This is a genomic window from Shewanella sp. Pdp11, from assembly GCF_002838165.1.
Lineage (GTDB): Bacteria > Pseudomonadota > Gammaproteobacteria > Enterobacterales > Shewanellaceae > Shewanella > Shewanella hafniensis.
In genome coordinates this window covers 3,472,715-3,486,547 of sequence record NZ_CP015194.1, presented here as the reverse complement: position 1 = coordinate 3,486,547, position 13,833 = coordinate 3,472,715, and the positions used below count along the sequence as shown (strand labels likewise).

At 48.0% G+C, this 13,833-nt stretch carries 11 protein-coding genes; 9 read left to right on the top strand and 2 right to left on the bottom strand.

The window, feature by feature from the left end; all coding sequences use genetic code 11:
- Position 1: 1 nt before the first annotated feature.
- Positions 2-619 (top strand): LysE/ArgO family amino acid transporter, encoded by a 618-nt coding sequence (locus tag AYJ58_RS15380; RefSeq protein ID WP_106650801.1) that lies wholly within the window; start codon positions 2-4, stop codon positions 617-619.
- A gap of 244 nt (positions 620-863) precedes the next feature.
- Here the strand turns inward: AYJ58_RS15380 and bcp are convergent, their stop codons facing one another.
- Together bcp and AYJ58_RS15370 are read right to left on the bottom strand one after the other, a co-directional pair.
- Positions 864-1,331 carry a thioredoxin-dependent thiol peroxidase gene (bcp, locus tag AYJ58_RS15375; RefSeq protein ID WP_012197276.1) on the bottom strand — a complete coding sequence of 156 codons (468 nt, stop codon included), beginning with the start codon at positions 1,329-1,331 and terminating at the stop codon, positions 864-866.
- 3 nt (positions 1,332-1,334) lie between these two features.
- Positions 1,335-1,886 carry a glycine cleavage system protein R gene (locus AYJ58_RS15370; protein WP_006082061.1) on the bottom strand — a complete coding sequence of 184 codons (552 nt, stop codon included), beginning with the start codon at positions 1,884-1,886 and terminating at the stop codon, positions 1,335-1,337.
- 172 nt (positions 1,887-2,058) lie between these two features.
- On the opposite strand from AYJ58_RS15370, the gene dapA reads away from it, so the two are divergent.
- From dapA to hemH, 8 genes are all read left to right on the top strand, one after another.
- Positions 2,059-2,943 (top strand): 4-hydroxy-tetrahydrodipicolinate synthase, encoded by an 885-nt coding sequence (gene dapA, locus AYJ58_RS15365; RefSeq protein WP_006082060.1) that lies wholly within the window; start codon positions 2,059-2,061, stop codon positions 2,941-2,943.
- A gap of 3 nt (positions 2,944-2,946) precedes the next feature.
- Positions 2,947-4,044 carry an outer membrane protein assembly factor BamC gene (gene bamC / locus AYJ58_RS15360; protein WP_106650800.1) on the top strand — a complete coding sequence of 366 codons (1,098 nt, stop codon included), beginning with the start codon at positions 2,947-2,949 and terminating at the stop codon, positions 4,042-4,044.
- A gap of 369 nt (positions 4,045-4,413) precedes the next feature.
- Positions 4,414-5,496 (top strand): efflux RND transporter periplasmic adaptor subunit, encoded by a 1,083-nt coding sequence (locus AYJ58_RS15355; RefSeq protein WP_006082058.1) that lies wholly within the window; start codon positions 4,414-4,416, stop codon positions 5,494-5,496.
- Positions 5,493-8,588 (top strand): efflux RND transporter permease subunit, encoded by a 3,096-nt coding sequence (locus AYJ58_RS15350; RefSeq protein ID WP_106650799.1) that lies wholly within the window; start codon positions 5,493-5,495, stop codon positions 8,586-8,588. The genes AYJ58_RS15355 and AYJ58_RS15350 overlap by 4 nt, the downstream gene beginning before the upstream one ends.
- A gap of 181 nt (positions 8,589-8,769) precedes the next feature.
- Positions 8,770-10,683 (top strand): molecular chaperone HtpG, encoded by a 1,914-nt coding sequence (htpG, locus tag AYJ58_RS15345; RefSeq protein WP_106650798.1) that lies wholly within the window; start codon positions 8,770-8,772, stop codon positions 10,681-10,683.
- Positions 10,684-10,981: 298 nt separating this feature from the next.
- Positions 10,982-11,845 carry a co-chaperone YbbN gene (locus AYJ58_RS15335; protein ID WP_106650797.1) on the top strand — a complete coding sequence of 288 codons (864 nt, stop codon included), beginning with the start codon at positions 10,982-10,984 and terminating at the stop codon, positions 11,843-11,845.
- A gap of 140 nt (positions 11,846-11,985) precedes the next feature.
- Positions 11,986-12,630 carry an adenylate kinase gene (gene adk, locus AYJ58_RS15330; protein ID WP_006082054.1) on the top strand — a complete coding sequence of 215 codons (645 nt, stop codon included), beginning with the start codon at positions 11,986-11,988 and terminating at the stop codon, positions 12,628-12,630.
- A 111-nt stretch (positions 12,631-12,741) separates the two neighbouring features.
- Entirely contained in the window at positions 12,742-13,746 is a 1,005-nt protein-coding gene (gene hemH, locus AYJ58_RS15325) for a ferrochelatase (protein ID WP_106650796.1), read from the top strand.
- The last annotated feature ends 87 nt before the right edge of the window (positions 13,747-13,833 follow it).

Here is a 13,833-nt window from a genome sequence, read left to right as displayed (position 1 = left end):
TATGCAAGCGGCATTTATACAAGGTATGGGAATTGGTGGCAGTTTGATTATTGCTGTAGGCGCGCAAAATGCCTTTGTGCTTAAGCAAGGTATCAAGCGCTCGTACCCGTTACCGATTGCCTTGCTCTGCTCTATCATTGATGCGCTGATGATCACTGCGGGTGTGGCGGGGCTGGGGCACATCATTGAATCTTTCCCGACCATTAAGCATGTGGCGAGTTTCGGTGGCGCCGCGTTTCTACTCTGGTATGGCGCGAATGCGCTCAAGGCATCGTTTGTGGCCAAAGGCATTGAGATGGAGCAGGCTGATAGTGCCGATACCTTCAAAAAGGCCGTGTTGACCACGCTTGGGATCAGTCTGCTTAATCCGCATTTGTACCTCGACACTGTGGTGTTGCTCGGCAGTATTAGCACTCAATTTGATGATTTACATCGGCCTTGGTTTGGCGCGGGTGCTGTACTGGCATCGTTTATTTGGTTTTTTGGCTTAAGTTTTGGTGCGCGTTTGCTGGCGCCCATTTTTACTCGCCCAGCGGCATGGCGTTATCTTGACCGTTTTATTTGGTTAACCATGTGGAGTATTGCCGCCGCGATTATTTGGCCCTATGTGGCAGGATAAACCGACGTTGTGATGCCATAGAATACGGGCTAGCTGAATGCTTTTGCGGTTTTTTTGCTCGGTTAGATCGTATCTTGTGATATGAAAGTGAAAATTTTTCATGAAAAAGGTCCTGATTTCAGGACCTTTTCGTTATCGATTGCCGATTATTTATTCAGCCTTTTGACATCAACCCACGACATTTACACTTTTGTGCCGATTAAATCAGCAGCTTGAAGCCTTGTATTCGTCGCCATATCTGTCATTAACCTGCGATTTGCGCGAGCACGACTTCATGGTGATCTTTGGTTTTAAACTTATCGAATACGTGGGCGATGGTGCCGTCGGTATTGATAAGGAAGCTTAATCTGTGGATGCCATCATAGGTTTTTCCCATGAATTTCTTTTCACCCCAGACCCCAAACGCGTCGGCGACACTGTGGTCTTCATCGCTCAGTAAAGTGAAGTTGAGTGCTTGTTTCTCAGCAAATTTGGCCAGTTTAGCCACAGGATCTGGGCTAATGCCAAATACTGTCACATTATGGCTATCGAGCGCCGCTTTGCTGTCACGTAGACCGCAGGCTTGCACTGTACAACCCGGCGTCGCTGCTTTAGGGTAAAAATACACTAAAACAGGACCTTGCTTGAGGCTGTCCGCCAGTGAAACTGAGTTGCCATGTTGATCTTGTAGGGTAAATTGAGGCGCTTTTGCCCCAGCCGTTAAGGTGTTCATCTATTATCCTCTGTCCTCTAAAATGGCTGTGCCTTCCATACGACGAATAGTGCAATCTAAGGTCATATCTTGGGCGAGTTGATAGATACTCTGTTCGAGCTTTTCTAGTTCAACTTTTTCAGGAATATTAATGGTCAGCGACACGTTTTGCGTCTGCTCACTGTCAGGTAATTCTTCAGAGAAAGAGCGCACTGCAGCCAGATCTAATGACCTGTCGGCAAGGAACTGGGTAATGCGTTTTATCGTGCCGCGCTGGTCTTTACCCGTGAAGCGAACTTCAAGGCGAGAAAGGTAATTTTGTGGTGTGTGTTTAGAGGTACGTTTCATCACTGTCATCAGTTCTAATTCGACACAGAGACTGGGGAGCATGCTTTCAATTTTCGTTATTGATGCCCACGAGCCTGACAACATCATGATAAGGGTAAATTCGTTACCAAATAATGCCATACGGCTGTCGACGATATCGCAGTCACAGTCACTGGCAAGACGAGCTAGTTTACTTACGAGTCCAGGACGGTCGAGACCCATCGCTGTTACGACCAGGAAATTGGTCATGAATTTTCCTCACTTTTTCGATATCATAGAGCGAAAACTCAGGGTTGAAGCTGAGTTTTTGTGCGGGATGTAATGCTACCATAACTAATTCAATTTGAGAGCCCCGTTAATGCTTGTCATTAGTGGTTGGCATCAGTACCATAGCGAATCCTGAAATCTTGGGGAAAGTCAGATGATAAACGGAAGCATCGTAGCCTTAATCACGCCAATGAACAGTGATGGCTCAGTAGATTTTGCAAGTCTTGAAAGGTTAGTCGAATTCCATATTGACCAAGGCACAGATGCCATTGTGGCCGTTGGTACTACTGGCGAGTCAGCGACTCTGCCTATGTCTGAGCATGTAACGGTCGTTTCACAAACCGTTAAATTTGCTGCGGGCCGCGTTCCTGTCATTGGTGGCAATGGTGCCAATGCCACATCTGAAGCCGTTGAGCTCACCAAGTCCTTATCTAAGGTGGGTGTTGCCGCTATGCTTGGCGTAACGCCATATTATAATAAGCCAACTCCTAAGGGATTGATTGCACATTATAAAGCCGTGGCTGCCAGCACAGATATTCCACAAATTCTTTATAATGTCCCTGGCCGTACTGCCGTTGATATGTTGCCAGAGACCGTTGCCGAGTTAGTCAGCGTGAGCAACATTATTGGCGTAAAAGAAGCGACCGGTGACTTATCCCGTGTAAAACGTCTGCGCGAACTGTGCGGCGACGATTTCCTTTTGTATAGCGGCGATGATGCCACTGCCAGAGAGTTCTTACTCTTAGGTGGCAATGGCGTGATTTCAGTGGCGAACAATATAGTGCCACAAGCCTTTAAAGCTATGTGTGATGCGGCGCTTGCCGGCAATGCTGAGCTTGCGCTGAGCATAGACACACCACTGCGCGGTTTATACAGCACACTCTTTTGTGAAGCCAATCCTATCCCAGTTAAATGGGCTGCCCATCGTATGGGTTTGATTGAATGTGGCCATATTCGTTTACCTTTGACTGAACTTTCTGAGCAATGTCATGGTCTGTTGATAGAAGCAATGACTCGTGCCCAGATAGAGGTTAAATAATTAATGTTAAAGAAAGTCACCCCACTGATCTTAGTTGCTGCCGTTGCAGCCTGTAGTTCGCCACTCGATCGCCGTCAAGCGAATGGTACTGAAGACTATGTTCAGGCTGAGCAAGCGCCTTTGCTTAAGATCCCTGCCGGATTAAAAACACCGCCCTACAATAAAGAATTTGATGTGCCAGCATTGGGCCCTAAAGCCAATGCTACAGTCTACGGTAAAAATTTGGATATCCGTCCGCCACTGCAAGTACTGCCTATGGCTGAAGGTACTCACGTGGAAGAGGGCAGCGACAACATTAAAATCGTGGTCGAATCTATCGACAATACAGTGGACTTGAAACAAGAGATCTTTAGCAACTTAGATGGTTTCTTGGCCCAAAAAGGTATCGCTGTTCGTAGCCGTGATTTTGATAAAGGCAACATAGAAACCGATTGGATCGAAAGTCGCGAAGTAATCGAATCAAACATGTGGGGTTCAGATAAAGTTTATCTGCTGCGCCAACGCTACCGTTTCGATGTGGAAACACGTCCACATGGCCGCACTGCCAATATCGTTATTCACTTAGTTGAACACGAAGAGTTTTACGACGATAAAGCACAAAACGTGTTACTAAGCGGCGAAGATAAGCAAAGATACACGATTGATATGCTGAACAGTGCCATCGCCTACATCAGTGTTAAACGTGACCAATCTATTCAAGCGAACCGTTTGAAGCAAACCTTAGGTATCAATGTCGATTTAGTTACACCAGAAGAAGGCAAAGCCTACTGGTCTGCTAAAGCCCCTTACAAACAAGTGTGGGATCGTCTGCGTATCGTGCTGCCAGAAATGGGCTTCGAAATTGCCGATATGGATAGCGCGAAAGGATTGTACTTTATCAAGTTTGACGATAACTCAGGTTTCTGGAGTTCATTGTGGGGCGAAGATAAGTTAGCGCTAAAAGAAGGCAGCTACCGTTTACTGCTTGAAGATGGCGATACGCCTGAAGACACTAAGATCTTCCTCCGCGATGCTGAAGATCAGTCATTGAGCGATGAAGTCGTTACCAATGTGTATCAGTCACTGTCAAACCTGATGAAAGAAGAACGCAAACTGCGTTAATTTCAACGGTTGATGAGAGAAGGGCGAATTATCGCCCTTTTTTATTGGCTGCGATTTAGCGCAATGGATCAGGTTTTGATGATTATCTAAGCAAACGGTGTTTTAGGATTTAATTGTCTACATATCAATATTTTTTAAATGGTTTTAGCAATAAGTTCCGCTGGATTTATCATTTTTAGAGATAATCACTAACCACCCTCGTTATCGTACTGCATTCTGGCTATTCTGCCATGTATATCGCCAAAGACACTTAATCACACATATTTTGCGCTATTGGCGTAATTTGTAAGAAAAAGTAAAACGTATTGATGCGATGATGTGAGTGAGTAAACTAGCCGTCATTAATGCGAGTCATCCCTTGGAAGCCCGATGAAAAAAATTATTCTAATAATCGCCCTATTGGCCGCGGCATGGTTTGGATATCAAGCCATGCAACCGCAAGAGATTGCCACCGCGCAAATGAAACTCATGCCTAACGTGGTGATTGCCACCGCCGCTATGGCACCTATTCGCGATGAAGTGGAAGCCATCGGCACCAATAAAGCCGCAGAATCTGTGACCATAACCCCTAAAGTCACCGACATGGTGATAGCGCTTAAGTTTGATGATGGCGACATAGTCAAAAAGGGTGACTTGCTAGTCCAACTGCAAAATGCCGAGCAGATCGCTAAGGTTAAAGCCGCGCAAGTTAAAGTCAGTGATAATCAACGTGAATTCAATCGTATCAGTTCGTTAGTCACCAGCCGCACTGTGGCAGAGTTAGAACGCGACAGATTACAAACCCTTATTGATACCACCCGCGCTGAGCTTGAACAGGCGCAAGCATCACTCAATGATCGCAGTATTCTGGCGCCTTTTAATGGCCGTTTAGGTTTACGCCAAATCAGTGTCGGCAGCCTAGTGTCGCCCGGCACTGCGATCACCACCTTGGATGATATCTCTAAGATTAAACTCGATTTTTCAGTGCCTGAGCGTTTTATTCAAGATTTAGCCCCAGGTAAGAAAGTTGAAGCCAAAGCTGTGGCCTTTCCTGATTTTACCTTCAAAGGCGTGGTGACATCGATTGATAGCCGCGTAAACCCAACGACGCGCACTGTGATTGTCCGTGCCGAAATCCCCAATCCTGAGCTGCGTTTATTACCGGGCATGTTGATGAAGGTCAAACTCATCAAACGTAGCCGCGAAGCCTTGATGTTGCCAGAATCTGCTATTATCCCAATCCAAAATGATCACTTTGTTTACAGCGTTAATGCCGACAATGTGATTGAGCGTAAACAAGTCACTATCGGGATTCGTACCCGTGGTTGGGTTGAGATCTTAGACGGTTTAGCCTTGGGCGAAAACGTGGTGATCCGTGGCTTATTGAAAGTCCATCCTGGGGATAAAGTGCAAACTGAGTTCGCGGAAAAGTTTAGTTATCTTGCGGATACGAGCGCGGAGCCAAGTGTATGATCCTGACTGATCTCTCGGTAAAACGTCCCGTATTTGCCTCAGTGATCAGCTTGCTGCTGGTCGCCTTCGGGCTTGTCTCCTTTGATAAATTGCCCCTGCGTGAATACCCAAACATCGATCCGCCTGTGGTGTCTATCGACACTAACTACCGCGGCGCCAGTGCCGCCGTGGTGGAAAGCCGCATTACCCAATTGATTGAGGACAGGATCAGCGGTGTCGAAGGCATTCGGCACGTAAGTTCATCGAGCAGTGATGGCCGCTCATCCGTCACCTTAGAGTTTGATATTAGCCGCAATATTGAAGATGCGGCTAACGATGTGCGCGACCGTATTTCTGGCTTACTCGACAATTTACCCGAGGAAGCTGATCCCCCAGAAGTGCAAAAAGCCAATGGCGGCGATGAAGTGATCATGTGGCTCAATTTGGTGTCGGATCAAATGACCACCCTCGAATTGACCGATTACACTAACCGTTATTTAGCCGACCGTTTTTCAGTGGTCGATGGTGTGGCGCGGATGCGTATCGGCGGCGGCAAAGTGTATGCGATGCGGATATGGCTCGACAGACAAGCCTTGGCATCGCGCAGTTTAACAGTTGCCGATGTGGAGTCAGCGCTTAGAGCCGAGAACGTCGAGTTACCCGCAGGTTCGATTGAATCCAAGGAGCGGCATTTTACGGTGAGGCTCGAGCGGGGTTATCGCACCGCCGAAGATTTCGCAAATCTAGTGATCACCCAAGGGGAAGATGGTTACTTAGTTAAACTGGGGGATGTCGCGCGGGTGGAAATCGGCTCTGAAGAAGAGCGGATTATGTTCCGTGGCAACAAAGAGGCGATGATAGGGCTAGGCGTGTCTAAGCAGTCAACCGCCAATACCTTGGAAGTGGCGCGTGCGGTGAATGCGCTAGTCGACAAAATCAATCCAACTTTGCCAGCGGGCATGTCCATTAAGCGCAGCTACGATAGCTCAGTGTTTATCGAAGCCTCGATTAAAGAAGTGTACCAAACCCTGTTCACTGCGATGGTCCTAGTGATTATCGTGATTTATCTGTTCCTTGGCAGTGTGCGCGCCATGTTGATCCCCGCGATCACTGTGCCTGTGTCCTTGCTTGGCACCTTTATTGTGCTGTATGCGCTTGGTTATACCATCAACCTTTTGACCTTGTTGGCGATGATCCTCGCCATCGGCATGGTGGTGGACGATGCGATTGTGATGCTGGAAAACATTCACCGCCGTATTGAAGAAGGAGATTCCCCACTCAAAGCTGCTTTCCTCGGTGCGCGTGAAGTGGCTTTTGCTGTTATCGCGACCACACTCGTGTTGGTCGCGGTCTTTATGCCAATCACTTTCCTTGAAGGTGACTTAGGTAAACTCTTTAAAGAGTTTGCTGTGACCATGAGTGCGGCCGTGCTGTTCTCTAGCCTAGTGGCTTTAACGCTCACACCTATGATGTGTTCTAAGTTGCTCAAGCCTAGCTCGCAGGATTCTTGGTTGGTGCGTAAGGTTGACGGCATCATGACCAAAGTGTCAAACCGTTATCAATTATCGTTAAAGTCTGCCATGGCCCGCCCGTTATTGATGTCGATTTTGGTGTTGATAGCCTTGGGCTCAAGTGCCTATTTAGCTCAAAAAGTGCCGCAGGAATTTGCACCGCAGGAAGACCGAGGCTCGTTATTCTTGATGGTCAACGGACCGCAAGGCGCGAGTTACGAATACATAGAATCCTACATGAATGAAGTGGAAAACCGCTTGATGCCGCTGGTTGACACGGGTGATATTAAACGTCTGCTCATTCGTGCCCCCCGTGGTTTTGGCCGCGCTGCGGATTTCTCTAATGGTATGGCCATCGTCGTGCTGGAAGATTGGGGCAAACGTCGCCCCGTTAAAGAAGTGATTGCAGACATTAACAAACGGCTTGCCGATCTTGCTGGGGTGCAAGCGTTTCCTGTGATGCGCCAAGCTTTTGGCCGTGGCGTCGGTAAACCCGTGCAGTTTGTGATTGGCGGCCCAAGCTACGAAGAGCTGGCCCGCTGGCGCGATATTATGATGCAAAAGGCGGCACAGAATCCTAAATTACTCGGTTTAGATCACGACTATAAAGAGACTAAGCCGCAGCTTCGCGTCGTCATCGACAGAGACAGAGCGGCGAGCCTTGGGGTATCGATTTCAAATATTGGTCGTACGTTGGAATCCATGTTGGGCTCACGCTTAGTCACGACCTTTATGCGTGACGGTGAAGAATACGATGTGATCATTGAAGGCGAGCGCGGTAATCAAAATACCGCAGCAGATCTGCAAAACATCTATGTACGTTCCGAGCGGACTCAAGAACTTATCCCGCTGTCGAATTTAGTGACGGTGGAAGAGTTTGCCGACGCCAGTTCGCTTAACCGTTACAACCGCATGCGCGCTATCACCATAGAAGCCAGTTTAGAAGATGGTTATAGCCTAGGTGAAGCCCTTGATTATATGAATCAATTGGCGCGTGCTTATTTGCCAGCAGAGGCGGTAATTAGCTTTAAGGGCCAATCCCTCGATTATCAAGAGTCGGGTAGCTCTATGTACTTCGTGTTCTTGCTCGCGCTGGGAATTGTATTCCTCGTGCTGGCGGCGCAGTTCGAGAGTTACATTCACCCTATGGTCATCATGCTGACTGTGCCGCTGGCGACCGTGGGCGCCTTAATTGGTTTGTGGCTCACGGGGCAGAGTCTTAATATTTACAGTCAGATAGGCATTATTATGCTGGTCGGGTTGGCGGCCAAAAACGGCATCTTGATTGTCGAGTTTGCGAACCAATTGCGGGATAAAGGCGTTGATTTTGATAAGGCGATTATCCAAGCCTCGGCGCAGCGTCTACGACCTATTCTGATGACTGGCATCACCACCGCCGCTGGCGCCGTACCTTTGGTCATGGCCGCAGGCGCGGGTGCTGAAACCCGTTTTGTGATTGGTGTGGTTGTGTTGTCGGGGATTTTACTGGCAACCCTATTCACTATCTTCGTGATCCCAGCCGCTTATGGACTCTTTGCCCGTAACAGTGGCTCGCCCGAAGCCATAGCCCAACAGTTAGAAAAAGAACTAGCCCAAGACTAACGCCTACATCGGCTGATGTTCAAAGCACACATATAAGGCGCTTGGTATTCATCAAGCGCCTTATTTTTAGCCATTCGAACCTCGTTTTAGCCCTTGCCCTTGAAAAGCAAATTTGGAGCCCCATTTAGTAAACACTAAGCGTTACTTTTACCAAATTGCGTAACAAATAAAGGAAAATTTCATGTCACAACAAGAAACTCATGGTTTTCAAACAGAAGTCAAACAGCTGTTGCATTTGATGATCCATTCTTTGTATTCCAACAAAGAAATTTTCTTGCGTGAACTGGTCTCCAACGCTGCGGATGCAGCGGACAAGCTGCGTTATCTGGCGTTGACCAATGACGCTCTGTACGAAGGCGACGGTGAACTGCGAGTCCGAATCAGTGCCGATAAAGAAAAAGGCACTGTGACCATCGAAGACAACGGCGTGGGTATGACCCGTGACGGCGTAATTGAGCATTTAGGCACAATCGCTAAGTCGGGCACCGCTGATTTCTTTAAGAATCTATCGGGCGAATCTTCAAAGGATTCACAGTTAATCGGCCAATTCGGTGTCGGTTTCTATTCAGCCTTTATCGTGGCGAAGAAAGTCACGGTTCGCACCCGCGCTGCCGGTCATAAGGCCGATGAAGCCGTATTGTGGGAATCAGAAGGCGAGGGTAGCTTCACCGTTGATACCATTACTAAGGCGAGCCGTGGTACTGAAATCACCCTGCACCTGCGTGATGAAGAAAAAGAATTTGCCGATGATTGGCGCCTGCGCTCGATCATCACTAAATACTCTGATCATATCTCTGTGCCAGTTGAAATGTGGCAAGAAGGTACGCCAGAGCGTGATGGTCCAGATGGCGAAAAAATTCCTGCGACCGAAGGCCAATGGAAAGTCATGAACAAAGCCACGGCTTTGTGGATGCGCAGCAAAGCTGACATCAGTGACGAAGAGTATCAAGAGTTTTACAAACACATTTCCCACGATTATAACGACGCACTATTGTGGAGCCATAATCGGGTAGAAGGTAAGCAAGAATACACTAATCTATTGTATATTCCTGCAAAAGCGCCTTGGGATATGTGGAACCGCGACCGTAAACACGGCCTAAAACTGTTTGTGCAACGTGTGTTCATCATGGATGACGCTGAGCAATTTATGCCATCTTATCTGCGCTTCGTGCAGGGCTTGATTGACTCAAACGATTTGCCGCTGAACGTATCCCGCGAAATTCTGCAGGATAACCACGTGACCAAAGCGATGCGTACGGGTATCACCAAACGTGTGCTTGGCATGCTGGAAAAACTGGCGAAAGACGATGCGGAAAAATATCAACAGTTCTGGGCTGAATTTGGCCAAGTGCTGAAAGAAGGGCCTGCGGAAGATTTCGCCAACCGTGAACGTATCGCGGGCTTATTACGTTTTGCCTCGACCCACACGGGCAGTGCTGCGCCGACTGTGTCACTCGATGACTACATCAGCCGCATGAAAGAAGGCCAAACTAAGATTTATTATATCGTTGCCGACAGCCATGAAGCCGCCGCTAACAGTCCACATTTAGAGTTGTTACGTAAGAAAGGCATCGAAGTCTTACTGATGTCAGAGCGTATCGACGAGTGGCTAATCAACCACTTAACTGAGTACAAAGAGAAACAACTGCACTCAGTGACCCGTGGTGACTTAGAACTTGGCGAGCTGGAAGATGCAGCTGAAAAAGAAGCGCAAGAAAAGCTTGAGCAAGAATCAGTAGCCTTGGTTGAACGCATTAAAGCGGCATTAGGCTCAACCGTTGCAGATGTGAAAGTCACGTCACGCTTAACCGATACCCCAGCTTGTGTGGTTGCAGGTGAAGGCGAAATGTCGACTCAGATGATCAAGCTGATGCAAGCTGCCGGGCAACCAGTGCCAGAAGTGAAGCCAACATTTGAGATCAACCCAGCGCACCCATTAGTGTCGCGCTTAAATGATCTTCAAGATGAAACCGCCTTCGCGGATTGGTCAAATCTGCTGCTGCAACAGGCGCAATTGTCTGAAAAAGGTAGCCTTGCGGACCCATCGGCCTTTATCAAGCTGATGAACCAAATGTTACTGGCTAACATGAAGTAAATGACTATCGGGGCCTTCTTTGAACGGCCCCGATATTGTTTCTAGTGCAGGAAGAGTGGTTTGAGCCTAGTGCACTCCACTTCCGTGTTGCATCAATTCAAAAGGTGGTCGTTCAGACATTGATACGCCTTGAATTGAAGCACCCTAGGCGCTCTGAAACTCGACTCTTCAGGTTGCTTGGGTATACAAGCTGTTAAGACAACGATTTTAAAATAGCGCGTTGAAACTGAGTGCTAACACTTAGTTTTAAAAGCATAAGGCCTCCGATGTTTGAGGCCTTAAACGTTAAGGGAATACTATGGACAATATCCTCAGCCTGACTAAAGACAATATTCAGCAAGTGGTTGACGCCTCGATGCAGCAGATAGTGGTGTTAGCATTTTGGGCACAGCCGCAGGAACAAAGTGTGGCTATGCTACGCACCTTAGAGCACATTGCCGCGCAAAATGCGGGTCGATTCGTGCTCGCTACAGTCGACTGTGAAGCAGAGTTAGAAATCGCCAATTACTTTCGCATTCAAAGTCTACCGACCACGTTAGTCTTGGATAAAGGTCAGCCTGTCGATGGTTTTGCGGGGGTGCAAGATGCGGCGCAAGTCACAGCTATGCTGGATAAACATTTGCCGCCTATGTGGCAGTTACAGTTAGCACAGGCCAAAGCATTGCTCGCGCTTAGCCAAGTGAGTGCAGAAGATCTTGCTACTGCAGCTGTGTTGCTTAAAGAAGCACATACAGGGTCAAATCAAGCGGGTGAGGTGAGTCTAGTGCTTGCCGATGTGTATCTGATGCAGGGCGAATTAGTGCTAGCACAAGCCATGCTTGAGAAAGTAGGGCTTGCCGACCAAGATGGTTATTACCAGAGTTTAAAAGCCAAGCTCGCACTTGCCTTAGATGCAGCGGATACCCCTGAAATTCGCGATTTGCAGCAAAAGTTTGAGCAAAATCCAACAGATTTAGTGTTATTACTCGAGCTGAGTAAGGCATTGCATGCTGCTCACCGCGATGATGAAGCATTAGAACTGTTATTCGGTGTGCTCAGTAAAGATTTAGGTGCTGAAAATGGCACAGTAAAACAAGTATTTATGGAAGTATTAACGGCACTTGGCCAAGGTAATCCCATAGCCAATCAATACCGCCGTAAGCTCTATACTTTGCTCTATTAATGAAAAAAATCGCTTAGTAACCGCAGTTTATTTGCGGTTTCTGAGGCTAAAGTCGAAGCTAAAACCCTTCTCAATGGCGGCCAGATGTGCGAAGATCGCCGCCCTAAGAAGAATATCAATGCGAAAAGAGGACTCTTGAGATGCGCATTATCCTATTGGGCGCCCCAGGTGCCGGTAAAGGTACCCAGGCCCAGTTCATTATGGAACAGTATGGTATCCCACAAATTTCCACTGGTGATATGTTACGTGCCGCGGTAAAAGCGGGTACTCCACTGGGTTTGGAAGCGAAAAAAGTGATGGATGCTGGCCAACTGGTTTCTGATGATCTTATCATCGGTCTGGTTAAAGAGCGTATCGCACAGGAAGACTGTGTTAAAGGTTTCTTGTTAGACGGTTTCCCACGTACCATCCCACAGGCGGATGCGATGGCTGCAAACGGTATTAGCATTGATCACGTGATTGAAATCGACGTGCCAGACGAAGAAATCGTTAAGCGCATGAGCGGTCGCCGTGTTCACCCAGGTTCTGGCCGCGTTTACCATGTGGTTTTCAATCCACCTAAAGTGGAAGGCAAAGACGACGTAACGGGCGAAGATTTAGCTATCCGTCCAGATGACGAAGAAAGCACTGTGCGTAAACGCCTTGCAATTTATCACGAGCAAACTAAGCCGCTGGTTGAATACTACGGTAAAGTGGCAGCAGCAGGCCAAACTCAATACAACAAGTTTGACGGCACTCAATCGGTTGCGGCCGTGAGTGAGCAGCTTGCCAGCGTGTTGAAATAACCTAAAAAGCTAAATTTACGAGAACGAGTTCTCATATTAGAAAAAAGCCTGCCGATGCAGGCTTTTTTTATGGGTATCGCAATGTTAGCCTCCAAGTGAACTCCATTAACCATGAGCCTAACGTTGAATCCTTCCCCTGCTTTTGGTGTGCTATTGGTTAACCTCGGCACGCCTGATGAACCTAGCCCTAAGGCTGTAAAACGCTTTTTACGGCAGTTTCTCAGTGATCCTCGTGTCGTCGATTTATCGCCGTGGATTTGGCAACCGCTGCTGAACGGCATTATTCTCAACACCCGTCCGGCGAAAGTCGCCAAACTCTACCAAAGTGTGTGGACACCAGAAGGCTCGCCCTTGATGGTGATAAGTGTACGCCAAGCACAAAAGTTGGCGGTGGACTTAAGCGCCACGTTTAACCAGACCATCCCGGTTGAACTGGGCATGAGTTACGGCAATCCCTCCATCGATGCGGGATTTGAACGCCTGAAAGCCCAAGGAGCAGAGCGCATTATTGTGCTGCCTTTGTATCCCCAATATTCCTGCTCGACTGTGGCCAGCGTGTTCGATGCCGTTGCCAGCTATCTTAAAACCGTGCGTGACATACCGCAGGTTCGCTTTAATAAAGACTATTTTGACCACAGCGCTTATATTGCTGCGCTGGCACACAGTGTGACGCGCCACTGGAAAACCCATGGGCAGGCCGACAAGTTGCTCTTGTCATTTCATGGTATTCCATTGCGTTATGTGAAAGAGGGCGATCCTTACCGCGAGCAGTGTTTTGTCACGGCTAAACTGTTGGCGCAAAAACTTGAGCTGAGCGAGTCGCAGTGGCAAGTGTGCTTCCAATCGCGCTTTGGCCGCGAAGAATGGCTCACGCCCTACGCCGATAAACTATTGGCCGAGTTACCTGCGCAAGGGATCAAAAGTGTCGATGTGATTTGCCCAGCTTTTGCGACCGATTGCCTCGAAACCTTAGAAGAAATCTCCATCGGCGCTAAGGAAACCTTTTTACATGCGGGTGGCAGCGACTATCGGTTTATCCCTTGTTTGAACGACGATGAGTTACACATTGAATTATTACGGCAATTAATCCAAGAACAAGCGGTATCTTGGGTATAGGAGCACTGGCTTCGAACTGATTTTGTGATAGAATCTGCGCCCTTCCGGCTAAGGGGTGGTTTTTTTGTCTCGCTAGCCTAGACTCAA

Bases quoted from the DNA above. Each gene is read 5' to 3' on its own strand.
- AYJ58_RS15380 (WP_106650801.1), top strand. From the start codon at position 2: ATGCAAGCGGCATTTATACAAGGTATGGGAATTGGTGGCAGTTTGATT.
- bcp (WP_012197276.1), bottom strand. From the start codon at position 1,331: ATGAACACCTTAACGGCTGGGGCAAAAGCGCCTCAATTTACCCTACAA.
- AYJ58_RS15370 (WP_006082061.1), bottom strand. From the start codon at position 1,886: ATGACCAATTTCCTGGTCGTAACAGCGATGGGTCTCGACCGTCCTGGA.
- dapA (WP_006082060.1), top strand. From the start codon at position 2,059: ATGATAAACGGAAGCATCGTAGCCTTAATCACGCCAATGAACAGTGAT.
- bamC (WP_106650800.1), top strand. From the start codon at position 2,947: ATGTTAAAGAAAGTCACCCCACTGATCTTAGTTGCTGCCGTTGCAGCC.
- AYJ58_RS15355 (WP_006082058.1), top strand. From the start codon at position 4,414: ATGAAAAAAATTATTCTAATAATCGCCCTATTGGCCGCGGCATGGTTT.
- AYJ58_RS15350 (WP_106650799.1), top strand. From the start codon at position 5,493: ATGATCCTGACTGATCTCTCGGTAAAACGTCCCGTATTTGCCTCAGTG.
- htpG (WP_106650798.1), top strand. From the start codon at position 8,770: ATGTCACAACAAGAAACTCATGGTTTTCAAACAGAAGTCAAACAGCTG.
- AYJ58_RS15335 (WP_106650797.1), top strand. From the start codon at position 10,982: ATGGACAATATCCTCAGCCTGACTAAAGACAATATTCAGCAAGTGGTT.
- adk (WP_006082054.1), top strand. From the start codon at position 11,986: ATGCGCATTATCCTATTGGGCGCCCCAGGTGCCGGTAAAGGTACCCAG.
- hemH (WP_106650796.1), top strand. From the start codon at position 12,742: ATGAGCCTAACGTTGAATCCTTCCCCTGCTTTTGGTGTGCTATTGGTT.